The sequence below is a fragment of the Vibrio sp. 10N.286.51.C3 genome, from assembly GCF_003050065.1.
Lineage (GTDB): Bacteria > Pseudomonadota > Gammaproteobacteria > Enterobacterales > Vibrionaceae > Vibrio > Vibrio crassostreae.
Genome location: NZ_PIGC01000012.1, coordinates 43,410 through 70,121, shown reverse-complemented (window position 1 = coordinate 70,121; position 26,712 = coordinate 43,410). Strand labels below are relative to the sequence as shown.

The 26,712-nt window shown below is 43.4% G+C and carries 24 protein-coding genes; 5 read left to right on the top strand and 19 right to left on the bottom strand.

The window, feature by feature from the left end:
• Positions 1-44: 44 nt before the first annotated feature.
• The 7 genes from CWO27_RS14530 to CWO27_RS14500 all read right to left on the bottom strand — a co-directional run bounded on the left by CWO27_RS14530 (position 45) and on the right by CWO27_RS14500 (position 7,274).
• Positions 45-932, bottom strand: a complete 888-nt coding sequence (locus CWO27_RS14530; RefSeq protein ID WP_107899131.1) for a DUF2861 family protein — start codon at positions 930-932, stop codon at positions 45-47.
• Entirely contained in the window at positions 932-1,591 is a 660-nt protein-coding gene (gene vxrB, locus CWO27_RS14525; RefSeq protein WP_009845363.1) for a response regulator transcription factor VxrB, read from the bottom strand. Before vxrB ends, CWO27_RS14530 begins: the two co-directional genes overlap by 1 nt.
• Positions 1,566-3,038: a sensor histidine kinase VxrA gene (gene vxrA / locus CWO27_RS14520; RefSeq protein WP_048660161.1), complete on the bottom strand. Its 1,473-nt coding sequence runs from the start codon at positions 3,036-3,038 to the stop codon at positions 1,566-1,568. Before vxrA ends, vxrB begins: the two co-directional genes overlap by 26 nt.
• 290 nt (positions 3,039-3,328) lie before the next feature.
• Positions 3,329-4,726 (bottom strand): Re/Si-specific NAD(P)(+) transhydrogenase subunit beta, encoded by a 1,398-nt coding sequence (pntB, locus tag CWO27_RS14515; RefSeq protein WP_048660160.1) that lies wholly within the window; start codon positions 4,724-4,726, stop codon positions 3,329-3,331.
• Between the two features lie 10 nt (positions 4,727-4,736).
• On the bottom strand, positions 4,737-6,284 hold the full coding sequence (gene pntA, locus CWO27_RS14510; protein WP_048662800.1) for a Re/Si-specific NAD(P)(+) transhydrogenase subunit alpha: 1,548 nt from the start codon (positions 6,282-6,284) through the stop codon (positions 4,737-4,739).
• 300 nt (positions 6,285-6,584) lie between these two features.
• Positions 6,585-6,866 carry an HlyU family transcriptional regulator gene (locus CWO27_RS14505; RefSeq protein WP_004731023.1) on the bottom strand — a complete coding sequence of 94 codons (282 nt, stop codon included), beginning with the start codon at positions 6,864-6,866 and terminating at the stop codon, positions 6,585-6,587.
• A 39-nt stretch (positions 6,867-6,905) separates the two neighbouring features.
• Positions 6,906-7,274, bottom strand: a complete 369-nt coding sequence (locus CWO27_RS14500; RefSeq protein ID WP_048660158.1) for a late competence development ComFB family protein — start codon at positions 7,272-7,274, stop codon at positions 6,906-6,908.
• A 339-nt stretch (positions 7,275-7,613) separates the two neighbouring features.
• Between CWO27_RS14500 and CWO27_RS14495 the strand changes: the two genes are divergently transcribed.
• The gene (locus CWO27_RS14495) at positions 7,614-8,855 is read left to right on the top strand and encodes a GGDEF domain-containing protein (protein WP_107899130.1); all 1,242 of its coding nucleotides are present in this window, start codon (positions 7,614-7,616) and stop codon (positions 8,853-8,855) included.
• Positions 8,856-8,887: 32 nt separating this feature from the next.
• Here CWO27_RS14495 and CWO27_RS14490 read toward each other — a convergent pair whose 3' ends face one another.
• A complete protein-coding gene (locus CWO27_RS14490; RefSeq protein ID WP_102433177.1) occupies positions 8,888-9,898 on the bottom strand; it encodes a Solitary outer membrane autotransporter beta-barrel domain in 1,011 nt (336 codons plus the stop codon).
• 78 nt (positions 9,899-9,976) lie between these two features.
• Positions 9,977-10,927, bottom strand: coding sequence for a diguanylate cyclase (locus tag CWO27_RS14485; RefSeq protein ID WP_102433176.1), 951 nt, complete (start codon positions 10,925-10,927; stop codon positions 9,977-9,979).
• Positions 10,928-11,079: 152 nt separating this feature from the next.
• Between CWO27_RS14485 and CWO27_RS14480 the strand changes: the two genes are divergently transcribed.
• Positions 11,080-11,517 (top strand): DUF3069 domain-containing protein, encoded by a 438-nt coding sequence (locus CWO27_RS14480; RefSeq protein WP_004731036.1) that lies wholly within the window; start codon positions 11,080-11,082, stop codon positions 11,515-11,517.
• A gap of 276 nt (positions 11,518-11,793) precedes the next feature.
• Here the strand turns inward: CWO27_RS14480 and modC are convergent, their stop codons facing one another.
• The 4 genes from modC to CWO27_RS14460 are packed head-to-tail and all read right to left on the bottom strand — an operon-like array spanning position 11,794 to position 15,837.
• The gene (gene modC, locus CWO27_RS14475; RefSeq protein ID WP_107899129.1) at positions 11,794-12,900 is read right to left on the bottom strand and encodes a molybdenum ABC transporter ATP-binding protein ModC; all 1,107 of its coding nucleotides are present in this window, start codon (positions 12,898-12,900) and stop codon (positions 11,794-11,796) included.
• Positions 12,897-13,595, bottom strand: a complete 699-nt coding sequence (gene modB, locus CWO27_RS14470) for a molybdate ABC transporter permease subunit (protein WP_107899128.1) — start codon at positions 13,593-13,595, stop codon at positions 12,897-12,899. Before modB ends, modC begins: the two co-directional genes overlap by 4 nt.
• The gene (gene modA / locus CWO27_RS14465) at positions 13,596-14,354 is read right to left on the bottom strand and encodes a molybdate ABC transporter substrate-binding protein (RefSeq protein ID WP_107899127.1); all 759 of its coding nucleotides are present in this window, start codon (positions 14,352-14,354) and stop codon (positions 13,596-13,598) included.
• Positions 14,355-14,367: 13 nt separating this feature from the next.
• Positions 14,368-15,837: a cobyric acid synthase gene (locus CWO27_RS14460; protein WP_107899126.1), complete on the bottom strand. Its 1,470-nt coding sequence runs from the start codon at positions 15,835-15,837 to the stop codon at positions 14,368-14,370.
• A gap of 270 nt (positions 15,838-16,107) precedes the next feature.
• Between CWO27_RS14460 and CWO27_RS14455 the strand changes: the two genes are divergently transcribed.
• On the top strand, positions 16,108-16,488 hold the full coding sequence (locus tag CWO27_RS14455) for a YgiW/YdeI family stress tolerance OB fold protein (RefSeq protein ID WP_107899125.1): 381 nt from the start codon (positions 16,108-16,110) through the stop codon (positions 16,486-16,488).
• A 98-nt stretch (positions 16,489-16,586) separates the two neighbouring features.
• Positions 16,587-17,111, top strand: a complete 525-nt coding sequence (locus CWO27_RS14450) for a hypothetical protein (RefSeq protein ID WP_048608275.1) — start codon at positions 16,587-16,589, stop codon at positions 17,109-17,111.
• 133 nt (positions 17,112-17,244) lie between these two features.
• Here CWO27_RS14450 and CWO27_RS14445 read toward each other — a convergent pair whose 3' ends face one another.
• The 4 genes from CWO27_RS14445 to CWO27_RS14430 all read right to left on the bottom strand — a co-directional run bounded on the left by CWO27_RS14445 (position 17,245) and on the right by CWO27_RS14430 (position 22,114).
• Positions 17,245-18,852 (bottom strand): ABC-F family ATPase, encoded by a 1,608-nt coding sequence (locus CWO27_RS14445; protein WP_107899124.1) that lies wholly within the window; start codon positions 18,850-18,852, stop codon positions 17,245-17,247.
• 324 nt (positions 18,853-19,176) lie between these two features.
• Positions 19,177-19,863, bottom strand: coding sequence for a putative ATP-dependent zinc protease (locus CWO27_RS14440; protein WP_057622204.1), 687 nt, complete (start codon positions 19,861-19,863; stop codon positions 19,177-19,179).
• On the bottom strand, positions 19,864-21,060 hold the full coding sequence (locus CWO27_RS14435) for an amino acid aminotransferase (protein ID WP_107899123.1): 1,197 nt from the start codon (positions 21,058-21,060) through the stop codon (positions 19,864-19,866). It abuts the gene before it with no gap.
• 217 nt (positions 21,061-21,277) lie between these two features.
• Complete coding sequence (locus CWO27_RS14430; protein WP_107899122.1) at positions 21,278-22,114, bottom strand: AraC family transcriptional regulator; 837 nt, start codon at positions 22,112-22,114, stop codon at positions 21,278-21,280.
• Positions 22,115-22,246: 132 nt separating this feature from the next.
• Here CWO27_RS14430 and CWO27_RS14425 point away from each other — a divergent pair, with 132 nt between their 5' ends.
• The gene (locus CWO27_RS14425; protein ID WP_107899121.1) at positions 22,247-23,632 is read left to right on the top strand and encodes an MATE family efflux transporter; all 1,386 of its coding nucleotides are present in this window, start codon (positions 22,247-22,249) and stop codon (positions 23,630-23,632) included.
• A 113-nt stretch (positions 23,633-23,745) separates the two neighbouring features.
• Here CWO27_RS14425 and nrdG read toward each other — a convergent pair whose 3' ends face one another.
• Entirely contained in the window at positions 23,746-24,216 is a 471-nt protein-coding gene (gene nrdG, locus CWO27_RS14420; protein ID WP_107899120.1) for an anaerobic ribonucleoside-triphosphate reductase-activating protein, read from the bottom strand.
• 154 nt (positions 24,217-24,370) lie between these two features.
• Positions 24,371-26,491: an anaerobic ribonucleoside-triphosphate reductase gene (gene nrdD / locus CWO27_RS14415; RefSeq protein ID WP_017109601.1), complete on the bottom strand. Its 2,121-nt coding sequence runs from the start codon at positions 26,489-26,491 to the stop codon at positions 24,371-24,373.
• Between the last annotated feature and the right edge of the window lie 221 nt (positions 26,492-26,712).

Below are 26,712 nucleotides of genomic sequence, written 5' to 3'. Positions count from 1 at the left end.
TATCTTTGTTAGATCCCTTACATAGTTAACGGCACAATTTTAAATTACTTTAACTCTTCTTCGCTAGAAATATCATAAGTTTTACTGATAGTTTGTGCTTGTTCTATCGCTATGTCGCCTTGCCAGCGTGAATGAACCATTGATACTGCCAAAACGTAGCGATCATTTGGAAGTTCTTCGCCAGTTAGGTTCATTGGATAATCAGATTCATAGCTCTTGCCCCACACCTGCTCATAGTGTTCATCGACATAATCGTACAAACCAATTTCGAGTTTAGGAAGAGGACAATAAGGGTTCAGAAGTTCTTTTTTATCGATTCGCCAGGTGTCTTTTGAAGACCAGCGAACTTGCTGACGCATTGCAACTTCACCAAGGATAATCCAAGTACTCCAAGAATTTCCACCATCGCCTTTCACACTTAAACGATACAAACCCGATTCTAGTTGAGACGCTAAATTGTAACGCTTTTGGAATAGGCTCACCGCTGCGTTATTTACGACTTCATTTTCTTTGGTGAACTCACTATCAGATGACACAACCTTATCGACCCATTTTTCGAAGGTTATGTCTTTAATATCATTTTCGGACTCAACATTAATTGCGACACGAAATGTATCTCTGCCGGGACTTTGAATAACGTGTCGTTTAACGACGACTGAACTGATCCAATCTGGCAGTGTTTTTCTTGTGAGGGTTTTACCACAATCTTTGTTCAATGCTTGATCGAACAGTTCATTGAGGTGATCTTCTCGTGATTGAGAAGAGTTGATTTGCCAAACTTCCACTAGTGAATCAAACATCTGAGGTAAATCATTATCCAATAGATGTTTATGTACTTGAGTCAAAGTATCGCTACTCTTGAACCAATCCGCTGCTTGCACGGTATTCGCTACGCAAGACAACATTAATAGTGGAAGTAAGGCTTTTTTCATTACGCTTTCATCTTGTAACCAACGCCACGAAGCGTTTCAATTTCTAGACCTGGTAGCTTCTGTCTTAGTTGCAGAACGTGCGTGTCTACCGTACGTGTTGTTGGGAAATGGTTGTAACCCCATACATGGTCAAGTAGCTCATCACGTGTGAAAACACGGCCAAGGTTACTTGCCAAAAATAGCAACAGGTCAAATTCAGTACGCGTTAAAGTAACTTCCAGTTCATTGAAAAACACTTCACGTGTCGCTTTGTCGATAACAAGATTTTGAGCCATTACTTTTGATGCATCTTGATCCTCAGCATCAGGAAGGCGTAACTGCGCACGGATTCGAGCAAACAGTTCAGCTTCAGCGAAAGGCTTAGTTAGGTAGTCGTTTGCACCTGAATCTAGGCCCGCTACTTTGTCTTTTACTGTTACGAGAGCCGTTAGCAAAATAACAGGGATGTCTTTCTTTTTCTTCCAACCTGGAAGTGAATCTACTGAGTCACCATCAGGAAGTTGACGGTCTAGAATCACTAGATCCGCTTGTTCCCAATAGCCTTCAACTTCAGAGATCAGTTCTGCATGCAAACATTCATATCCAGCTTGCTCAAGGCTAACTAATAAACCGTCAGCTAAATTTTTATCATCTTCAACGAGAAGCAATGTCTGTTTCACAAGGTATCTCCAAAATAAATGTTGTTGGGGGGCCAATAAGCGTCATGTGACCGCCCATTTTTCCGACCATAGATTCCACTATCGTCAGACCTAAACCGAGTCCACTCTTACTTACGAATGGCTTTCTTAGTTGCCCCCAATCTTTGCGAGACAAGTCTCCATTATCTATAACTTTGAATGTCAGCTTCTTGTCAGAAGTATTCAGTTCTAGTATCACTGGAGCTACACCGTATTTCACGGCGTTTCTGATCAGGTTATCGATACACGTTCCTAACCAATATACGTTTACTTTTGCAGCAATATCTTTGTTTACACGGAGTTCAATGCCCGGAGCGAAATCTTCTTCAACTTTGTATTGAAGCCACTCTTCAACACTTGGTACCCACTCTGTTGCGAGCGGTTGGTTGTCTGATTGCAAATAGTCTTTACTTGCTTCCGCCAACTGCCTTAAACGGCGGGTATCTTCACACAGTCTACGAAACTCATCATATACCGATTCTGGTAAGTGTTCGAACTCACGTCTGAACCCTTCAACCGTCAATGACAAACTCGCAATCGGCGTTCTTAATTCGTGCGTTAGAATTTGAAGAACCAGCATACGGCTCTTCATCTCTTGTTTCTTACTGTTCCATCGGTAAATTGCCCAGCCTAATACCAGTAGGATGTTGGCAATCACCAAAATAAACATGGCAACTTGAAGAAGCTCTGAATGATCTTCTATTTCCCAACATACGTTACCGCGCTGAACAAAACAGCTGTTGCCTTCTGATGACAAACTGAACGACAGCCCTGAAAGCGTTGCGTTTTCACTCCAGACTGATTCTTTGTACAGGTAGTACCTATCGCCGCGCTTTACCCACATTTCATCGAGTTCTACAAACATACTCGCGCCCGCTAGCAGCGCGGTGATAGCTTCACTATCCATTTGTTGTAAGCGAGACAACAGTTCGTCGTGTTCAGTGTTTGGACGCTCTTGAATATGCATAAAGCGTTTCAGAGAGTCGAACTTTTCTGGGTATTTCTCTACGTATCGTGCGGCATAAGAGCCACCACCAGGGTGAATCAAGCCACTGCGGCTAAACCAACGATCTGAAAGCTTGGTACCTTTACACATCGCACGAGTAAAAACTAAAGGCTCTGTAATCAACGGACTTAGCGGTAATTTCCCACTACAAGTCTTTGATAACTGGTATAAACGCTGGATATCTTTTAACGGGTACTCTGCTGTTTGTGGCAGCATTGACGACGGCATGATCAAACGTGTTGGATAATCAGCCTGCAGCACTCGAATATCATAAGATTCGATGGCGGTTTCATGATCAAAGAGTTTGGTGAAATTATCGATACGCTCGGGTAAAGAGTCTGCAAATGCATTTGCAGACACAGATAACGTAGCAATAAGAAGAGAAAATGTTCTTTTGATGATCACAAACCAACGCAAATTCATATAGATCAAACAAATATATACCATTCACTATCAAAGATAAATTTTAACCGCATGAAAAACAGTGAGAATGACCGCTAACAGTGACTAAACCCGCGATTATGTGCCCATTCCGCACATGCAAACTAGTACGCTGGTTGGCTTGCTTACAAATTTATTGGGATAGACGAGGTAACGCTAACACATCGCTCTTGTCACTCAGCTTTCAAGAGCTTGCTCATTCGTTCTGAAGATCAAAAAAGGAGCTCAAATGAGCTCCTTATCTAGTTATTACAGATTACTTAAAATGCTTTCTATAGATGTTCTAAAATACCTAGACAACTCTGTTTAGCATCACCAAACAGCATCTGCGTGTTTTCTTTGAAGAACAGTGGGTTTTGCACACCTGCGTAACCCGTGTTCATCGAACGTTTGAATACGATAACATTCTGAGCATTCCAAACTTCAAGTACTGGCATACCAGCAATTGGACTGTTTGGATCTTCAAGTGCTGCAGGGTTCACGGTGTCATTTGCACCGATAACCAATACAGTATCCGTCTCACTTAAGTCATCGTTGATTTCGTCCATCTCAAGAACAATATCGTAAGGCACTTTAGCTTCAGCAAGTAGCACGTTCATGTGACCCGGCAATCTACCCGCAACTGGGTGGATACCAAATCGAACATTGATGCCTTGCGCTCGCAGTTTCTCAGTGATTTCATGCACTGGGTATTGAGCTTGAGCTACAGCCATGCCGTATCCTGGGGTAATGATGACAGACTTTGAGTTTTTCAGCATGTCCGCTACATCTTCAGCTGATGTTTCGCGGTGCTCACCCTGCTCTTCATCACCATCAGACACGACCACTTCTTGGCCGAATCCACCAGCGATAACACTAATAAACGAACGGTTCATCGCCTTACACATGATGTAAGAAAGAATCGCACCTGACGAACCAACCAATGCACCAGTTACGATGAGTAGATCATTCGCAAGCATGAAACCTGCCGCTGCTGCTGCCCAACCAGAGTACGAGTTAAGCATAGAGACGACCACTGGCATATCAGCGCCACCAATCGATGCCACTAGGTGGTAACCGAATGCGAATGCGATAAGTGTCATCACCATTAACGCGAACATGCTGCCGTCAGCTTTAACGAACATGATCATCAGCAATGTAGAAGCAACGATAGCCGCTAGGTTCCACTTGTGCTTATGCGGGATATTCAATGCAGACGAAGAGATAACGCCGCGAAGCTTACCAAACGCAACAATCGAACCTGTGAACGTCACAGCACCAATAAATACGCCAAGGAACACTTCCACTAAGTGGATAACGTGCTCTGCATGAATATCAGCAGGGTTAAGTGACACAGCAGCAGGTGGATCGATATAGCTGTTGTAACCCACAAGTACCGCAGCCATACCTACGAAGCTGTGCAGGATTGCCACCAGCTCAGGCATTTCAGTCATTTCTACTTTTCTTGCGTAGTGGATACCAATACCACCACCGATCACCATCGCAATGATGATCCATACAATACCAGCAGAATGAGGGCCAAAGATCGTCGCGATCAACGCGATTGCCATACCCGTGATACCGTAATAGTTACCTGCACGTGCAGATTCCTGTTTCGATAACCCAGCCAAGCTCATAATAAAGAATACAGCAGCAACAATATAAGCTGCTTGTACTAATCCTTCAGACATCTGTTACTCCTTAGTCTTTACGGAACATTTCAAGCATACGTTTGGTCACGGTAAAGCCACCAAAGATATTGATACTTGCAATTAATACGGCAATAAATGATAAGAAAGTGACGACGCCACTTCCTTGTCCTATCTGTAACAGTGCACCTACAACGATGATCCCTGAGATCGCGTTAGTCACGGACATCAAAGGCGTATGCAGAGAATGGCTTACATTCCAAACTACGTAATAACCCACCACACAAGCGAGAACAAAAACGGTAAAGTGGGATAAGAACGCAGCAGGAGCAACCGATGCTACCCAAGCGAAAGCACCAACCGCTATTGCAATGCCAGCGACTTTCTTTACAGGAGACACAGGTTGTTGAACCTTCGGTGGAGCTTTAGCTTCTTCGGGTTTGGCCTGTTGTGGCTGAGCAGAAACTTGAATCGGCGGAGCTGGCCAAGTCACCTCGCCCTCTTTAACCACAGTAACACCGCGCAGAACGACATCTTCAAAGTCGATATTGATGTTGCCATCTTTCTCTTTGCAAAGCAGTTTCAGCAGGTTAACTAGGTTCGTTGCATATAGCTGAGATGATTGAGTTGGCAGTCGACCAACCATATCAGTGTAACCAACCACCTTCACGCCGTTAGCCGTTGTGATCACTTGATCAGCAACCGTATATTCGCAGTTACCGCCATTCGCAGCGGCAAGGTCCACAATCACGCTACCTGCACTCATACTGTCTACCATCTCTTTGGTAATCAGCTTAGGCGCTGGGCGACCTGGAATCAGTGCCGTTGTAATGATGATGTCGACGTCTTTAGCTTGAGCCGCATAAAGCTCTTCAGCTTTCTTGTTGAATGCTTCAGACATCTCTTTTGCGTAGCCATCACCCGCGCTGGTATCTTCCTTGAAATCGACTTCCAAGAATTCAGCGCCCATAGACTCAACTTGTTCTTTTACTTCAGGACGAACATCGAACGAACGAACGATCGCACCCAAACTACCCGCAGCGCCAATTGCCGCTAGACCAGCAACACCCGCACCAGCAACCAGTACTTTTGCTGGTGGAACTTTACCTGCCGCCGTAATTTGACCCGTGAAGAATCGACCAAATTCATGCGCCGCTTCAACCACAGCACGATAACCCGCGATGTTAGCCATAGAACTCAATGCATCTAGTGCTTGAGCTCTTGAAATACGAGGTACAGAGTCCATCGCCATCACGTTGATGTTACGACTGGACAATTGTTCCATTAATTCAGGATTTTGAGCAGGCCAAATAAAGCTGACCAATGTCGCGCCATCTTTAAGTAGATCGATTTCATTTTTAGACTCGTCAACGATCGGAGCGTTAACTTTAAAGATAATATCGGATTTCCAAGCTTCATCTGCGGTTACAATTTTTGCACCAGCTTGTTCATAAGCTGCATCTTCAAAACTTGCTAACGCACCTGCTTGTGATTCAACACAAACTTCAAATCCTAATTTTAGAAGCTGTTCTACCGATTTCGGCGAAGCAGCGACTCGCGTTTCACCCGCGAGTGTTTCTCTTGGTACACCAATTTGCATAGCTATTCCTTGACTATTGGCACGAATGACTTATTCGTTTGTATCTAACGACAACTAATACTTCAAGCGTTTTGTTCAAAGAACAGGAAAAGTTATTACTTATAACGATTTGGATGGAATTTGAGCGCTTCATTTGAAGAAATGACGACCGCCTCGAACAAAGAGGTCAAACCACTTGCAAATAATCCTTTAAATAACAACTTACTAGCTGTTCTTTGTCCCTAAAACTAAAAAGAGCTTTCAGCATATACACTGAAAGCTCTCGAAATGATGACCAACATCAATTCTAACCCTAATTGGCTAGCTAAATATATTGTCGCCCATTTGGTCGATGAACATCTGCGATTTTTTAAGCATCAATTCATCGGCATCTTGTTTGTTTGAAACAACGTCTGAACGAATAAAACGGTGAGTTTTAATTTCACCATCGAATTCTTTCTCAATTCGCCCAGCAACACGGTATTGACCAGATTCTGCAATGGCATCTTGATAGATATTGAAACCCTTATATTCGACTGGCTCAATCTCTACTTTTTGTTCGGTTTTTTCTTTGCCACCAAATAATCTAGAAAAGAATCCCACGTTTTTTACTCCTTAAATGACCGTATTAACCCTAAACTATCATGACTGTTTACGGTTCAACAACGGCTTTTCATACCATTGTAATTCTACGTCATCATCAAAATTGTGTTGACTAAATATAACGGGCACATTGTCGTCACGTTCGCGTCTTCGGTCGTCAATAATCATACTTTCTGCATTTTTGACCGCGATCTCACTATTGCGCTTATATAGCACCAATTTGTCTTCTGGCAATGCTGACAGAAAATCGATATCAAAACGAATATAGATGGGTTTGAGTTGACCCAAAGCCAAACACGCGAGATCCGCCAACTGTTCATTGGTATAACTAGACACATATTCCTCGGTAGACAATACATGACCCACCAGAGTTTCCATATAGTTATGAACATCAACACTAATTTGCATACCACACCTCCATTTGTAGCTATCACAACAGATCGTGTCCTAGCCTAATTTGGCAACGATCTACATATTGTTACCTTACTATACCCTACTCATTACTACAGATTTACTAACTGCATGTTAAGTAACTATAACGACTAATTAATTTCTCATATATACTATGTAGTTCGCTCTATGGTTAATAGCAACTCAAATACATATAAAAAGAGTTGCACCAATAGCGACCTATGACTATGTTTTTGCTCTGATTTACGCAAAAAGCTTGGCAATCGCTTGTTTAACCGTATCCTACGTATAAAATTAAATTACAAGATCATCAGTACACTTAGGCTCACCACATAAATGGCATCTTCTTTTGTAACGTCGAGCATGTTTCGATTTTGCTTTCCCTTACTTCTATTAGCAATGTTACTCGTAGGTATGAACAACGTCATTCTCGTGACCGATTCAAACTTAGGGTTTGCTAGCAACCTTCCGTATATTTTATTGAGCGTTGCCGTTTTGCTGTGTCACACATTCAGGCAAGGTCGTATGGCTATGGTGTCTCTTACCATGCTCGTTGCCTATTTTATCATCCAAGTCCGCTTACAAACCCCATTAAACACTGGAACCACATTATTGGAGCTGTCTCTTCTGGCCGCTTTAGTGCCGGTTACTTGCTTATTGGTATATGCCTTCCCCGATAACGGGGTTAACTCAAAGTCCATGTTACTTTACGCCTTGGTTGTGGTGCTATTCATGGTTTGGGCGCAACTGATTGTGTCTCACTTCCATGCCGGAGGTTTTGAATCATGGAGTGAAGGGGTTCTATTTACCGTTAGAGACTTTTCTAAACTGCCTTTTATTCTGGTGCTCTATAGCCTTTGTTTACTGGGCCTAACGTCGATTTTGGTTTTAGTCTATGACCGCTCTATCGATGTCGTTGTTTACAGCGCGATTTTGTTGTCTTCGAGTACCTTCATATTCTTTGATATCCAATACATCTCAAGCACCATGTTCTCTTTGTCAGGCATATTGATTATCGTCTATGTAATGTCTGCTAGCCATGATATGGCCTTTAATGACCAACTGACTAACATCCCAGGCAGACATGCATTAGAAGTCGATATGAAGCACCTAGGGCGTAGATATTCGATGGCAATGGTCGATATCGATCACTTCAAGAAATTCAACGATACCTACGGACATGATATTGGCGACGATGTGTTAAAACTGGTGGCTCGTATTCTGAGAGAAACGACCGGTGGCGCGAAAGCTTATCGTTATGGTGGCGAAGAGTTCACGATCATTTTTAAAGGCAAATACTCGGAACAGGTTAAAGAGCACCTTCAAGCTCTGATTTCCGAGATTCAGAACTACGACATGACGATTCGGAATAGCCACGAACGCCCTGACGATCATGAAGTGGGGATTAAAAAGCGGGGTAAGAATGGCAAACCATCGGAAGTGGTGAACGTGACGGTGAGTATTGGGCTGTCTGACAGTACCACCACCAGACATCCTGAAGAAGTGCTGAAGCTTGCTGATAAGGCTCTCTACAAAGCGAAAGAAACAGGTCGAAACAAGCTGTGTGTTGATAGTTAAACGTAAGTCTCGGTAACTAGATTAGAGGGAGCTTAATCTTGGTTGAAGAAGATAACCAAGCTCCCGCCTTTTAAGCTACTTCCGTAGTTAATCGTAAAACCTATTCCCACGTTATCGACCCATTCATTAAACAGGTTTGGGTTAAGCAACCACCCTACACTGCCCTCGTAATATGACGTTGTCCCCATAGGTGCTACAGTATCGCCCCCAATATCAATTCGTCTGATACTGGAATACATCGATGTGATGTTTTTGTCCCAACGTACTAAATCATAAAAGATCTTTGCTTCATTGGCGATATACCAACCTTCTGGGTGGCCAATGTTACCGTTATTGGCTTCCCCCCAACCCACACCATTAAAATAATGCCAACTGGTACTGAGTTTGTATTTACCCCAGTTATTCTTGTCTTCATAGATCAATTTAATCTTGGGCTCTATGATGTAAGCCCAAGCGTCAGTATTGAGATACAACCCATCAAGCTGTTCGGCAACAGGTTTAAGTATGTTCGCACGATACTCAAAATCATTCCGATAGTAAGAGATATGGTTACCAATCGCTGAATGAAAACTCCAGTACTCATCCAACTGAGACACGTTTGCAAACTCAACATAGCCAGATATCACAGTCTCTTTCTGAAAATCAGACACAGTTTCTGATGCGTATTGAACGTCTTTCTCAGTGCGTAATGCTGATAAGCGCAGCGTCACCTCTTGATGGTTATCTTCGATATAAGCTGGTAGCTCAAATGTATAAGGGAGGCTAAGTGAGGTTATGTTTTTCCGACGACTTACGGAATCATTCGAACCAATGTCTTCATTGTCTAAACGAAACACTTTATTAGGGTCAAAGTTGTTGATACCAAAGGTAAAAACATCAGTGTCGTTAAGAAGTACACTGGTTGCAAAGTTCTGCTCTATATCCTTACGGACAAGATCAGACAACTGGTTCGCTTGAACATTGGTAGGAACCGCAAAGTAGAATACAGGGACAATCAGTGTCCAACATGTATTAGCCATAGAAAATGACTTTGAATATGGCATTTCTCTTATCACTTAAAGTACTTCCAAGCTCAAACGCTAATAGAAGTATAAATTCAAATATCCGGAAGAGCTCGCCAACTAGCCTGCAAGCTCCAAAATACTGCGCTGTACAAAGGTATTTCTACCACTTTGCTTCGCTTGATAAAGCGCTTGATCAACCTTTTCGTAAATAGAGGCGATAGATTCACCCCCTTCTGGTGCAAATGACAACACACCTTGTGACACTGTCACCCTATCAGAAACCGTTGAATAATCGTGGACGTAATTCATTTCATGTAGCGCTTCTTTTATGCGTGTCGCCTGTAACATAGCAGCATCGCTATCCGTATCACTTAAGATAAGAACAAACTCTTCACCGCCATAACGGCCGACAAACTCTCCTGCTCGAACAAAAAGCAGCTTCAAGGTATTAGCAAGCTCTTGCAAGCACTTATCCCCTTGAATATGGCCGTAATTATCGTTGTAAGGCTTAAAGAAGTCTACATCTAGCAATATAACTGTCATGGGTATATTACGCCTTCCATGCCACGCTATGCTCTCTTCAAGCTTAGTGTCCATATATCGACGGTTGTACAATTTGGTCAAGCCATCTTCATTGGCTTGTTGCTGCAAGAGGATATTCAGTTCTTCGAGCTTGGCGGTACTCTGTTTTAACTCTCGTCTCATATGCGCGATACGCTGCATCGCAATCAGCTTAGAATTTAAAACCACCTTGTTTACAGGTTTTATCAGGTAATCATCACCACCAGCGTCAATCGCTTTCGCGATCATTTCAGGTTCTTCGTGGCCACTTAGAAAGATGATCGGAACCCATTCTGGAAATTGCCTACGAACCTCGTTAGCCACCTCAAAACCATCCATGTCTGGCATGCTAATATCAAGTAACACAAGTTCAGGATCAAAATCAGAATAGACGTTCAGGGCTTCTTTTCCGCTACCGACAGCTTCAACAATATGACCCAATTGCTTGAGTCGAATAGCAAGTTGCATCCTGTCTAGTTGAACATCATCAACCAGCAATATGCGCATCGAAGATCCCTTTTCTATCATCACATCACCTTTATCTAGTGTTGAATATTCAAAGTAGCTCAAATTTGGGCTTAAATCATGCCCTAATCTCTATATTATATTGACTTTTTTACAGATCTTTTTAGCATTGTTTCTTTTTAAAGAGAAATACTATGTCAGACGCTACAAACAACGAAGTACAAGAAATCGATTTAACCACTATCTCACCAGAGCTTCGCCAAGTTATCGAATTTGATGAAGTGCCTAAAGAGATGCACAACATGGTTACTTCTATTCATGAGGTGTCTGAAGAAGCAGTGCGTGAAACTTGGAGCAGCCTTCCAGCAAGCGCACAAAATGTTTTGGACAACTTTGAGCAATTCCACGCTCTAATATCTGTTAGCCAAGCTTTTGCTGGCGTAAACATGATGGAAGAGTTCCCTACTCTTAAACTTCCAGAAGGCATGTCTGATGAAGAAAAAGAAGAGTACCGAGCTCAACTACTTGACCAAATTTTACATAACTGTGTAAAAGATATGGCTAAGCAAATCAAGAAAGCGCGTCGCGATGCTATCTTGAAGCGTGATTTTAAAGAAGTCTTCATCCGATAAGCTATTCCTCAGACCTAACTTTAGGTTGAATGCTTAACGAAAACTTAATGATGAAGCCGTATGTTATTACAAACATGCGGCTTTTTTGTGCCTGATACTTTTTCTTATTATTATTGAGGTAATTAATATGCCTCAGCACACATACAGCGTGGCTCAAAACTGGCAGTTATACCGTATAAAAATGACGCATGTCTCCATTCATGGAATCAAGATCGAATTTTCAGAGCCTAGAAACTGCAACATCACGACAATATCGAAAAGGTGACCTTGACAGATTTAATGTGTTACCGCGATATCTCTTTGAGCGACACTTACACCTTTAATTTGCGCGTAAACACGCTGCCCAATTTCTAGATTCAACTCATCCAGAGCCCACAACGTAATCGTTGCCCATAAGTAACATCCAGACTCTAACTCTAGTTCGACAGCGACACTCTGCTTATTTGTGCCTTGTTGGTGCGTCTCTACGCTTTTAATAGTGACAGGAAGGATATTACGAATCGAAGTCCCTTTCGGCTGTTCTAGTGTGATAGAAACATCATTTGCCCTAACTTGCAGCCTTACTGCAGTACCAAGCTCACTCGACACTTTCTGAACCCATAATGACGTCGACTTTCCTAACATTAGGCGAGACAGTGCATAATCATCATTGTGTTCCGCTAATGTGGCTTCAAATAATGAGCTTTGCTCTGAGAAAGATTGCCACGGTTGCATAGCTCTCGATGCCCAAACCTCTTCTGTCACACCCGACGAAATGACTTTGCCTTGTTCGATGATCACAAGATGATTGGCCAAGCGTAGAATCTCGTTAAGGCTGTGCGTCACGTAAATGATCGGAATCTGAACGGTTTCAGATAAGTTCTCCAAAAACGGCATCACTTCACGCTTACGAGGCAAGTCGAGAGACGCTAATGGTTCGTCCATCAGCAAAATGCTCGGCTTAGACAATAAAGCACGTCCAATCGCCACTCGTTGCTTCTCACCACCCGACAAACGAGCTGGGTAACGGTCTAGCAATAAACCGAGAGATAACAAGGAGACAATCTGATCGAAATGCGTTTTATCAAAGTCTTTGATGCCATATTTAAGATTGCCTGACACCTTCATGTGCGGAAACAATCGCGACTCTTGAAACACATAGCCGACATTACGTTTGTGAGTCGGCAAGTTAATGCCATTTTCACTATCAAACAGGGTCGTGCCAGATACGCTGATCAGCCCCTTATCTGGCTGTTTAAGGCCACTGATCGCATTGATAAGTGAGGTTTTACCCGCTCCAGAACGACCGAAAATAGCCGTGATGCCGCTACTTGGTAATTCCAAGTCGATATCAAAAAACGTTTCGCCAAGTTGTTGCTGATATTGGAGGATCAAAGCACTCATGCATTGCCTCCTAGTCGTTGTGCCGACTTCTTATTGAGCCATTCAGAGAGCATCAATGAACCAAGCGCTATCACAATAGAAATGATACACAGACGCGCAGCTTCCATTTCCGCACCAGGGGTTTCAATAAAGGTATACATGGCCAATGGAATGGTTTGAGTCTCACCGGGAATATTTGAAACGAAGCTGATGGTCGCGCCAAACTCCCCTAAGCTTCTTGCGAATGAAAGCATGGTGCCAGTAATGATCCCAGGGATCATCAAGGGTAAAGTGATCGTGAAAAACACACGAAGAGGTGACGCACCTAATGTCGCAGCGGCCTCTTCAAGCTTACTGTCTACGGTTTCTAGGCTCAGCCTGATGGAGCGAACCATTAATGGCAGCGCCACAACCACGCAAGCAAGTGCTGCACCCTTCCAACTAAAGCTAAATACAATACCAAACACGTCATTAAGCCACGAGCCTATGATGCCTTGCCTACCCATCATCACTAACAGTAAATATCCGATGACCACAGGTGGAAGTACCAAAGGTAAATGGACAATGCTCTCTACAATGCTTTTGCCTACAAATTGTTTCTTAGCAAGTAGCCACGCCAAACCAATGCCGATAGGAATAAGCCATAAGATGGCAAACCCAGCGACTTTCAAGCTCAGCATTAAGGCTTGGTATTCGTATTCCGATAAGTAACTCATTTAACGCACTTCAAATCCAAAACTGTTCAAGATGTCTTTCGCTTTTTCGCTCTTTAGGAAAGTATAGAACTCTTCTGCAACGACTTTATCGTTCAATTTCGCTACAGGGTAACGTATTGGTGTGTGCAGATCTGATGGGAACATCGACACTAGGTTTACTTCTTTGGAAAGCAATGCGTCCGTCTTGTAGACAATGCCAAGCTTAGCTTCACTGCGCTCGACTAAGGCTAAAGCCATACGAACATTGTTACTTGGTGCCAATCGAGTCTTCACATCGTCCCATACACCTAACGTTTCTAACGCTTCTTTCGCATAGATACCAGCAGGAACCGACATGGTGTTGCCCACTGCAAGCCTCTCATTAGTAAGTAGTTTAGCCCATTGATTACCTTTTGATAGGTCTAATGTTACCGATGTATCTTTAGGGGAAATCAACACTAGCTCGTTTTCACATAAATTTGTGACATTGTCACTAGAAACCAATTTACGATCGACTAAATGCGTCATCCATTTTTCATTTGCCGAGATAAAAATGTCTGCTGGTGCTCCTCTTTCGATTTGTCGTACCAAAGATGACGTACTCGCATACACAGGAATCACATCGACAGAATGATCTTTCTCAAACTCTTCAACCAACAGGTTAACCGCATTGGTCATTGATGATGCAGCATAAACTCGTAGCTTTTCAGCAGCCAAAAGATGAGTGGAAGTCAGTGCCGAAGTTAAGGCCATGGCTAAAAGGATGACTCGCTTTTTCATTGTTATCACTTATCTATGTTCGTTTCAGTTCTGGCCAAAGCAGGTCAAGATCTAAGTACTCTTCAATGGCATCCGCGATTCGATTAATACCCAGCTCTTTAAGCTGTTCATGGTCAATCGCTGTTACATCGTTGGCTCCTGCCCATTCGCAAATAAGCGACAACGCATCACTGTTATCGAATACGCCATGCACATAAGTACCAAAAATCGAGTTGTCTTGATTTACAGCGCCATCAAGGTTGCCTGATTCTAACTGAACAGGTAAAGCCGTTTCATTGACATCAGTCCTACCTACGTGAATTTCGTAACCTTTTACTGGTGCTGTTTTACCATCAAGCGTCATGGTGCCGCGTACGTTTGTTAAAGTTTTCTGCTGTGTAAGAGTCGTTTCAGTATCCAAATACCCTAACCCTTCACTGCTGCCGGGCGTACCTTCAACGCCATCAGGATCGTGGATGATGTTACCTAACATTTGATAGCCGCCGCAGATCCCCATCACTTTGCCACCTAAACGCAAGTGACGTTGAATATCTTTATCCCAGCCTTGTTGTTTTAGGTAATCCAAATCTGCTCTTACAGATTTTGTACCCGGCAATATAATCAAATCTGCATTGTTTACACGTTCGCCTTTACCGACATAACGTAAATCAATTGAAGGATTCAGTCTTAGCGCATCAAAGTCCGTGTGATTGCTGATTCTGGTTAACACCGGAACCACGACCTTAAGCTTAGCTTCTCCGTCAGACTCTTGAGCAGAGGTAATCGCATCTTCCGCTTCTAAGTTAAAACCATGAAGATACGGCAAGACACCAATCACTGGTTTACCAGTTTTTTCCTCTAGCCAATCTAGGCCAGATTGAAGAAGTGCGATATCGCCTCTAAAGCGGTTTATCACAAAACCTTTTACGCGAGCTTGTTCAGTTTCAGATAGCAGAGCCAATGTGCCGTAGAGATGCGCAAAAACGCCACCACGGTCAATATCAGCCACAATGATCACTGGGATATCCGCTTTTTCAGCAAATCCCATGTTAGCGATATCATTTTCACGGAGATTGATTTCAGCTGGGCTACCCGCACCTTCAATCATTACACTTTCGTATTCTTCAGAAAGTCGGTCAAACGAATCGATAACCGTATCCATCGCAACTTTCTTGTAATCATGATAACCCGTCGCTTCCATGTTGCTCAGCGCTCGGCCTTGCAGAATCACTTGTGCGCCGGTATCTGAATTAGGTTTTAGTAGTACAGGATTCATGTGAACGGTTGACTCAATATTACAAGCTTGCGCTTGAACCGCTTGAGCGCGACCAATTTCACCACCATCTTTTGTCACAGCACTGTTTAACGCCATATTCTGTGGCTTGAATGGTGCCACTTTGATTCCTTTCCTTGCCAAGACACGGCATAAACCTGCCACCAATACACTTTTTCCGGCATCTGACGTGGTTCCTTGAACCATAAGGGCGCTTAATGGTGCTCGCATTTGTACTTAAATCCTTAATTTCTCAATTTGTAGCTAAAGGCAATATTTCTCTACCTCCATCTTAACGTCATTGCTAAGCAGATGCTCAATAAAATGAATGGAAAATGAATGTGTTACTCACTCTGGATTCAACCCCAGTGTTGTTTAATAGCTACATCGAAACGAAGCTTGTGAACGATAACAGGCGCTTCAACAAAAAACGTACTAACGAAAAGAAACGTTTCAAATTGAGAAAACGTTTCTACTAAAAACAACATTAAGGAATTCACCATGAAAAAAACTGTATTAGCTATCGCATCTACTATTATCCTTGCCCCAACTTTCGCAATGGCTAGTGACCACAGCAACAATAACAAGCACGAAAGCGCTATTGCTTACACTGGACCAATTGAAACCGTTTCTGTTGCGACACTGCTTGCCGATACAAGCATGTTCGCAGAGCAAGAAGCAATTTTGGATGGCAAGATTGTTCGTCAACTAAAGAATGACACGTTTGTATTCTCTGACGGCCAGAGTGAAATTCAAATCGAACTGGATGATGACATCCGCCTAGCACAACCGCTAACCGCTGATACAAAAGTTCGTATCTTTGGTGAATACGAAGGTGGTAAAACTCCGGAAATCGAAGTAGATCATATCCAAGTTCTATAAGCGATAATTATAAAACATACTGACTTCAAACAATTGGCCTGCATATTGCAGGCTTTTTTGTATTATACTGCCGAAAATACAATTTATATGGAGTCACCATGCTAGGTTGCACGAATAAGACTGTCCTCTTAGGACTCGCTGCACTGTGTTCATTCTCTGCGTCTGCAAACAACTTTAACTACAACACATTCGAGCTGCGCATGGGTACTAGCCCAAGTACTTTCGGCGGTGAAGTAACAACAATGTTCACTCAGAACTCTCACTTTGTTGCTCGTATCGATTCAGAATTTGAAAGTGATTGGGATGCAGCGGTAGGTATGGGATTCAACGGCCCAATCAGTCAATTTGCTGACGTTACTGGTCAAATGTTACTGCACAACATCGAACGTAATGACGACAACCACATCAAAACAGAAATCAACCTTGGCTTGAGAGCTTGGTTAATGGCAAACGTTGAAGTTAACGCGCGCCTTGGTCAACTGATCGACAACGATGACACTCGTTCTATTGTTGGTATCGGTGCTCGTTTCCATTCTACTGATCAACTGTCTGTTGGTCTTGATATGCGAAATAACGGCACATACGGCCACCAAATCTTAATGTCGGCTCGATTCGGTTTCTAATCTAGGTTTGGTTACTGAGTAATAAATAGCGATATGAATTAAATAGAAAAGCGCCGAACACATTAATGTTCGGCGCTTTTTTTATTAGTTTCGCTGGCTTTTAGTTGTTCACGCCCTAAGCCAGCGACTTGCTTTATAAATTAACCATCAGCATCTTTTTCTGGTGATCTAGGTATTCTTCGTAAGTACCTTGGAAGCTCACTAACTGTTGGTCTTTCACATCGATGATGTGTGTTGCTAGTGAAGAAACGAACTCGCGGTCATGGCTTACGAAGATAAGTGTGCCAGTGTAAACCTTAAGTGCATCGTTCAGGGCTTGGATTGCTTCCATGTCCATGTGGTTGGTTGGTTCGTCCATTACCAGCACGTTGATGTCTTGCATCATTAGCTTGCCGAATAATAGACGGTTCTTTTCACCACCAGAACAGTTACGCGCTTTCTTGTTCGCATCATCAGCAGTAAACAATAGACGACCTAGAATGCCACGGACCATAAGGTCATCGTGCTTCGCTGTACGCCATTGTGAGATCCAATCGAAGATGCTCAGGTCGTTATCAAAATCCTTAGTGCTGTCTTGTGGGCAGTAGCCTACCGATGCGTTTTCAGACCATTTAACGATGCCTTCGTTTTGCTCTAGCTCTTGAACTAGGCAACGTAGCAGCGTGGTTTTACCCACACCGTTTTCACCGATAACCGCAAGACGAGTACCCGCTTCAAGTAGCAAGTTACCACCAGCAAACAATGTTTCGCCATAGAAGCCGTGACCAAGGTCTTGAAGTTCAAGCGCTTGACGGTGCAGTTTCTTACCTTCGCCAAAATCAATCGACGGGCTCATACGGCTCGATGATTTCACTTCATCCAGTGTGATTTTGTCCATTTTCTTAGCTCGTGAACTTGCTTGTTTTGCTTTAGATGCGTTTGCACCAAAACGGTTTACGAAGTCTTGAAGCTCGCTGATTTCAGCCGCTTTCTTAGCGTTGCTTGCTAATAGCTGCTCACGAATCAAGCCAGATGCTTCTAGGAAGTACTCGTAGTTACCAGGGTAAACACGTAGCTCACCGTAGTCGATATCAGCCATGTGCGTACATACAGAGTTCAGGAAGTGTCTATCGTGCGAAATGATGATCATTGTACATTTACGCTGGTTTAGCTCTTCAGCAAGCCAGTTGATCGTATGAATGTCCAAGTTGTTGGTTGGTTCATCAAGTAGCAAGATATCTGGGTTTGCAAACAGAGCTTGTGCCAATAGCACACGCAGTTTCCAACCTGGAGCAACTTGCTGCATCAGACCGAAATGGAACTCTTCTTCGATACCGGCTTGGATTAGGATATCGCCAGCACGGCTTTCTGCTGTGTAGCCATCCATTTCCGCGAATTCGCTTTCAAGTTCTGCAACTTTCATACCATCGTCTTCGCTCATTTCTGGCAAAGAGTAAATGCGGTCGCGTTCTTGTTTTACTTCCCACAGTTTTCTGTCGCCCATAATTACAACGTCAATAACGCTGTATTGTTCGAAAGCGAACTGATCTTGGCTAAGCACACCCAGTTTTTCTCCTGGAGTGATAGAAACGTTGCCCGAACTTGGCGTTAATGCGCCACTTAGGATTTTCATGAACGTTGATTTGCCGCAACCATTGGCGCCGATCAAACCATAACGGTTGCCGTTACCAAATTTAGCAGAGATGTTTTCAAACAGCGGCTCTGCGCCAAATTGCATTGTGATGTTCGCGGTAGATATCAAAGAACTAATTCCTAAGCGTGTACTGACAGATAATTATTAGGCTATTTCAAGAACCTAAATAAGAAGTACGAAAGTATGGATTAAACAAAAATCGAAGCGCGGATTATATAGAGATCTCGATCACGTTGTCGAGGTTAAACAGTAAACGAATAGTAAACATAGACCATTTAGATGCTTTTCATACGTTATTGGGGTGTAAATAGAAAAATCCCCACCAGCAGAACCGGCAGGGATTTCATTTATCAACACTAAAAGTCTTTTAAGCTCGTCACTTTTGAAACTATAGCTCTTCCAAACGAAAAGCTTTGATGACTAGCAGAACTGTTATTTAGTTATTTTCTTTTGAACGTATTTTTGGCTTACATCTACTACCGCAACATCTCTAAAGAAGCTTCTACCCAACAGAAGTGGGAATGAAAGATGCGTTCGGTCCGCTAGAGTAAACTCAGTTTTGTCTTTCAGGTCACCGATTTGAATTGAAGCGACAACCACAGCACGTCGTTGTGTGCCTTCCGCGCTCGACTGCTTGATCTTAACCCAACGCTCTACCGGTAAGCTGATCTCTTCCGTAGTGATGCCGTCATGTTCGATTTTGAACTTAACCCAGTCTTTTCCGTCACGTTCAAAATCAACAATATCAACCGCACTGATTGAAGAGGTTGTTGCGCCTGTATCGACACGTGCTTTAAACGCTTCTTTCAAACCTGGTACAAACACCCACTCTTCTTCACCAAGAATCAGTTTGCCATCGCTTGTTTTAGTCGGCTTTGGAGCTGGCTTTTCTTCAGGCTTTGGTTTCACTTCTGGTTCAGTTGGTTTTACTTCTTCAGGCTTCTCTGTAGGTTCCGTTACTTTCTCGCCTTCAGTTGCGTCAGTCTTTGAAGAGTCATCCACAACAGGTTGTTCTACTTGAGGCTTTTGCTCTGGCTCGACAGGAGCTTGAGTCGTCGTCGAACAAGCAAACAGGCCACCACTTAGCATTAAAACTACAATCGCTTTCCAGTTATACATTCAGTCACCTTCTATATTTGAAACGTTGGCTATCGCTTTAGCTACATAAGGAATATGAGATTCGGAAAGGCCTGCAATATTGATGCGTCCATCACCAACACCATAGACTCCATACTCTTCACGTAATTGATTCATTTGAGTTTCTTTAAAGCCTAGTACACTAAACATGCCTTTATGGCTTTCAATGAAATCAAATTGTGACGTGTTATAAGTATTTCGCAATTCATCACATAAACTTTGGCGCAGATTTAACAAACGTTGCTGCATTTCACTCAATTCTTGCTTCCAAATCGATGTTAGCTCTTGATTCTGAAGAATTGTTTTAACCAAAGCGGCACCATGATCTGGCGGCATTGTATAAGTTGAACGAGCAAGCGTAAGAAGCTTACCTTTAGCATTACCAACGTGTTCGCTGTTCTTGCCAATCACGATAGCGGCACCCGTTCTTTCACGGTATAAACCGAAGTTCTTCGAGCAAGATGTCGTAATCAACATCTCTTCGATGTTGTTAGCCATGTGTTGAAGACCTTTAGCATCTTCTTCTAGGCCATCACCAAAACCTTGGTAGGCAATATCAACGAACGGTAAGAAACCATTCTTCTGAGATAATTTGGTGATTTCCTGCCACGCTTCAAAGTCGATATCTGCACCCGTTGGGTTATGGCAGCAACCGTGCAGTAGTACCACGTCTGATGGACCCGCTTTCGAAAGGTCATCCAACATTCTTGCAGTATCAACTTGCTTCGTTTCAGGACTGAAGTAATTGTAGTATCGAACTTTTAAGCCTGCCGCTTCCATCACCGGTTTGTGGTTAACGTAGCTTGGGTTTGAAATCCAAACTGTGGTGTCTGGTTGAGAAACTTTCATTAAGTCACCCAACATGCGAAGTGCACCACTTGCACCAGGTGTTTGAATCGCAGCAACGCGATCCATTGCAGAAGTCCCTTTAAGCAGCAGATCAACCATGCTCTGGTTAAACTCTTCACAGCCTGCTAGGCCAACGTAAGCTTTGGTTTTCTGCGTATCAACAACGATATCTTGAGCCATAGAAACGGCTTTCATGATCGGTGTTTCGCCTTGGTCGTTTTTGTAAACGCCAATGCCTAAGTCGACTTTATCAGTACGAGTATCGCCGCGGTAAGCAACAGAAAGAGATAGAATTGGATCTAAAGTTGGTTTTGGTAGATGTGAAAACATGAAAGTCACAACCCTTTGAAATTCAAGTAATGAGTTTCACGTTAACATTATCGTAGACAAATCAGAAACATTTTTTAATAGAAGCGCTTAGTTACCATAAGTAATCAGAGATTGGTCATTTCAAACGGATAAATAGTGCAAATTTCATACACCTAATGACCTATTTAACAATTTAAAGCGCTTTATTTCTATGTGTCTTATGTTCCCATGTGCCCTATTAAGCACTTTGTTTGAATTGCCTTGGTGTCATTCCCGACCACGCCTTAAATCGAGTACTAAAGTTAGCCGCATTCGGGTAACCCACGATCTCGCCAATGTGTTGAATCGACCAATCACTCGATTTCAACAAACGTGCTGCGTATTCCATTCTCATGCGCATGATATGAGTCATTGGGCTGTGTGAGTAATAGCGCTGGCACAAGCGATGGAAATGCGGCTCTGAACACGGGAATAGGTTTGCCAGCTCATGTACATTCCACTCTTTATGCAGCTGCTTTTGTACGTTATCGAACACTCTTCTTAATCGAATCAAATTTCTAGATTGCTGCTGCGGGACTGGCGCATTAATCATGAATTCTATTTGGGCTACGCTGTGAATGGCAATCGCTCCACCGAGATCAATGGGCAACGCGATGCTTCTTAACAAGGTATGAATGCAAGACGAGACAACTTCTGCTGCCGGAGAGAGCATATAACTCACCTCATCATTGACGACATTTTCCCAGTGCTTATCAGGCGATAGAAAGATCCAAGCTATCTGCCATGTCTCTTCTTCAATCCCAAAGCCGTTCTCAACGCCTGCAGGCACAGTAATACACGACCCCGGCTCTAGAATGTATCGACACCCTTCGCTTTCGAGCCACCCTTTGCCTCTTACGGTATACAACAACATGTGTTTTTGTTGGTTCTTTCGATAAACAGAAAAGAAATCACGACACGATGCTGTCCCACATTGAACAATACCCAGTTCTTCGAATGCCAATACATGGCTTTGATCGACAAACTCTTGATGGGTCTTTTCAGAGATCTCGTACCGTTCTTGTTTCTCGCTCATACCATTGCTAGCTCGTTCATGTTGCCGAACTACCAAAGTGGATAGTTTGGCAAAGGTTTGTGATGAACCTGAACAATACAGTTAAAACAAATACCGATAAACTTCTCGCATATTCACTAGAGGGGAAATGCGATGCTCTCGACATATCGTCATTTAGACAAAGAATTTTGGCACAAGCTGTTACACATCGGTTTACCTGTCTCACTGCAAACTATGTTGTTCTCATTGCTCGGCGTGGTCGATATTTTCATGGTCAATCAGCTTGGTGATGCGGCAACCGCAGCAGTTGGCGTTGGCAACCGTATCTTCTTCTTTAACTTAATCATGGTTTCCGGAATTAGCGGTGCAGTCAGCGTGCTAGCTTCGCAATATTTTGGAGCGGGTGATTTCAATGGCATTCGACGTGTCTTGTCGCAATCTTGGGCGTTGTCTATCTTTGCTATCATCCCTTTTGTTTTGATTTATACACTGGTTCCTGAATCAGTCGTGTCTGTGGTGGCCTCAGACCCTGATTACGTCCGCTTGGCAACGGATTACCTTTGGATAACAGGAGCCAGCCTTATTGGTACGGCAATCGTTGTGCCGCTAGAAAGCGCGCTGCGATCTGTCGGTGAAGCCAAATTGCCCACCAAGATAAGTATTTGGGCAATCATCGTTAATGCGATTCTCAATGCCCTGCTGATCTTCGGACTATTTCGTTTTCCAGAACTCGGCGTGGTTGGCGCAGCGATAGGCACCACAGTCTCTCGATTATTTCAGACCATTGCGTTGCTTATTATGGCGAGGAAACATTACGCGCATCTATTCCCTACAATAGAGAGTTGGCGTGATGCAATCTTACCCAAGCACAGGAAGAAGTACTTCAAGATTGCCATTCCTATGTTAGTTCATGATACGGCATGGGCTGGTGGGATACTGATTTACAACGTCATTGTAGGTCAGATTGGCGTTGGTGAACTTGCGATCATCTCACTGTTATCACCAGTGGAAAGCATCTTAATTTCTGCCTTCTTGGGCTTTGCTGTTGCCGCTTCGATCATTCTAGGCAATGAGATTGGTGCGAAGAATTATCAACGTGTTGAAAATACCGCTTGGGGCTATGTACTTGTCAGTTGTGCACTTGCGACACTATTGGCAGTGCTGTGCTTTATCGCCAAGCCAGCCATTGTTCAATTAATCGATTTAACGCATCTGGAACTCAAAGATACAGCGGTCAACGTCGCTTTGGTGATGGCCGCAGGGATGATATTGAGAGTGTTCAACATGGTTGGCATAGGTGGCGTGTTAAAAAGCGGCGGAGACATCAACTACAGCATCTTCATCGACATATTTGGCCAGTGGGCCATTGGTATTCCCCTCGCCTATTTCACCGCTTTAGTACTGGGCTGGTCTTTAGAATGGGTGCTGATGATTGTGTTACTGGAGGAACTAGCGAAGATCGCTTTAACTAGCCAGCGAATTCACTCTAAGAAATGGATCAACAACCTAATAGAAGAGCGGGATCACGTCGCAGCTTGAATGGTAGTTTGAGCGAATAAACGAAAAGAACTCACACCCAAGGGCCGATTGGTTGCATTGCGCTAACCATGACGCCCTTTTTCGTTTACGAGTGTGCAAAGTCACGACAGCAGTTATATATCAGTAAATCGATGGATAATTTGGTTTGAACTGCCACGCCAATCCAACATCGGATCCGCTTTGTCTTGTTCAAAACGACCATCAATCAAGGTATCAACGTACTCCAATACTTGCTTCTGCTTTTCATCGAGTTCGTCGAGTTCGTAACCCGTCCACATCCAAATATCTTTACCTTCACATTCTGCTTTTACACGCCGAACAAGCTTAAGCACTTCAGACACGTTTGCAGGATGCAGAGGATCACCACCAGAAAGCGACAAACCACGACGCTTGATTCGCGGATCATTGAGATCAGCAATAATGTGGTCTTGAAGTTCTTGAGTGAACAAATGCCCAGAGTCCAACCTTTGCGTCGATTGGTTATAACACCCGCGACACTGGTGTACACAACCCGACACAAACAAAGTGCAGCGTGTTCCTGGGCCATTTACAACGTCGATTGGGTGATATTGGTGATAATTCATAAGGCAGTATTGAAACTCGTTATTGCTTAATAGTTTGAAGCGAAGTGCTGTCACAGCTGAAACGAAAGAATTGGTATCGACACAACACCGATACCAATCTTATTCCTTGAAACCTAGCTCTTCTAAGTAAGCTAGATAATGATCTTAGCGGTTACTAAAGATGCTTCACGCGACGTTTAACTTCTTCTTGCTTACCGAAGTTAAATGGTCGTGCATCTGGGCTACCAAGGTAACCGCAAACACGGCGTGTTACCGATACTTTCGTAGAATCATGGTTGCCACACTTAGGACACGTAAAGCCCTTACTTGTACAGTCAAACTCACCGTTGTAACCACACTCGTAGCACTCATCAATAGGCGTGTTGGTGCCGTAGTAAGGTACGCGTGTGTAGCTGTAGTCCCATACGTTTTCTAGCGCTTCGATGTTCTTCTGCATGTTAGGGAATTCACCGTAACAAATGAAACCACCGCTAGAGATTTCAGGGTAAGGCATCTCGAAATCGATCTTGTCGTATGGGTTCACTTTCTTCTGCACATCTAAGTGGAAGCTGTTAGTGTAGTAACCGCGGTCTGTTACACCATCGATCACACCAAACTCTTTGGTATCGATGCTGCAGAAACGGCTACATAGGTTTTCACTTGGTGTGCCATATAGGCTGAATGCGTAACCTGTCTCTTTTGTCCAAGATTCCACTTCACGCTTCATGTATTCCACCAGCTCAAGCGCTTTAGCACGCATTTCGCCATCGTCGTACAAGTGAACGTCAGTGCCGTAAAGCGCTGTCATTGCTTCGTGGATACCAATGTAACCAAGAGAAACAGATGCACGGCCGTTCTTGAAGATATCAGCAATAGAGTCGTCTGCTTTCAAGCGAACACCACACGCACCTTCCATGTATAGGATTGGAGCAACACGTGCTTTCACGTTTTCTAGGCGAGAAATACGAGTTTCTAATGCACGACGAGCAAGCTTGAGTTTTTCATCAAGCAGTTCGTAGAACTTAGCCATATCTTGCTTTGCGTTAATCGCGATACGTGGCAAGTTCAAGCTCACAACACCTAGGTTGTTACGGCCTTCATGAATCAGCTCACCGTTTTCTTCGTAAGTATTCAAGAAGCTACGGCAACCCATCGGTGTTTTGAATGACCCTGTCACTTCTACTACTTTGTCGTAGTTTAGAATGTCCGGGTACATACGCTTAGACGCACACTCTAGCGCTAATTGCTTGATGTCGTAGTTCGGATCTTGCTTCTGGTGGTTCAAACCATCTTTGATTGCAAACACCAGTTTAGGGAATACCGCTGTTTTACGGTTCTTACCCAAACCTGCAATGCGGTTTTTCAAGATAGATTGCTGGATAAGTTTTGAACCCCAGCTTTCGCCTAAACCAAAACCAAACGTCACAAATGGTGTTTGACCGTTAGCAGTGTGCAGCGTGTTTACTTCGTATTCCAATGACTGAAACGCGTCGTAACACTCTTTCTCTGTACGAGAGATAGCAAAAGCTTCTGGGCTATGAATGTCCCACTCTTTCGCTAACGATAAATGCTTCTCGTAACTCGCCATCACGTAAGGCTCTAAAACCTCATCGATACGGTTAATCGTAGTACCGCCATAAATATGGCTCGCCACTTGCGCGATGATTTGCGCTGTAACCGCAGTCGCCGTAGAGATCGACTTCGGAGTGTCGATTTCCGCGTTACCCATCTTGAAGCCATGCGTTAACATGCCTTTCAGATCGATAAGCATACAGTTAAACATTGGGAAGAACGGTGCGTAGTCTAGATCGTGGTAGTGAATGTCACCACACTCGTGAGCTTGTACGATGTCACGTGGCAAAATGTGAGTTTTCGCATAGTGTTTAGCCACGATACCCGCCAGCAAGTCACGCTGAGTTGGGATAACTTTGCCGTCTTTGTTGGCATTCTCATTGATCAGATCAACATTGCTTTCTTCGATCAAACCTTCGATCTCACGAGTTAAAGCACTTTGCTTTTCACGTGCGATGTCGCGGTCATGACGATATTCAATGTAAGCACGAGCCAGAGACTTGTATGGTCCCTGCATTAGCTCGTTCTCGACCATGGTTTGAATTTCAGAGATATGAACTTCATCGTAGTCTTCGAGCTTCAACTCAACTGCTAATGCCACATTCAGTGCATAAATAGCAATTTCCTTATCGGCTTTGTCTGATGCTGCTTCCACTGCAGCTTGGATGCGATCTCTACTGAATGGAGCTCTTGAGCCATCACGCTTGATTACGATTGATTTCACCACTTCTCCTTACTCTTGAGGTATTCACAGACTTATCCACAAACACACTATATAGAGCGATTTATCGTTTAACTAACACTAGATATTGTGGCGTATTTAACGAGAACCACCAACTTTGAGTATTGATTTGGATCAATAAAACTCTCACGCTGACTAAGATCAATTCAATATTATTACGCTAGTTCTCAAGTCGAAAAGAAACAATGTAACAATAAAAAAAC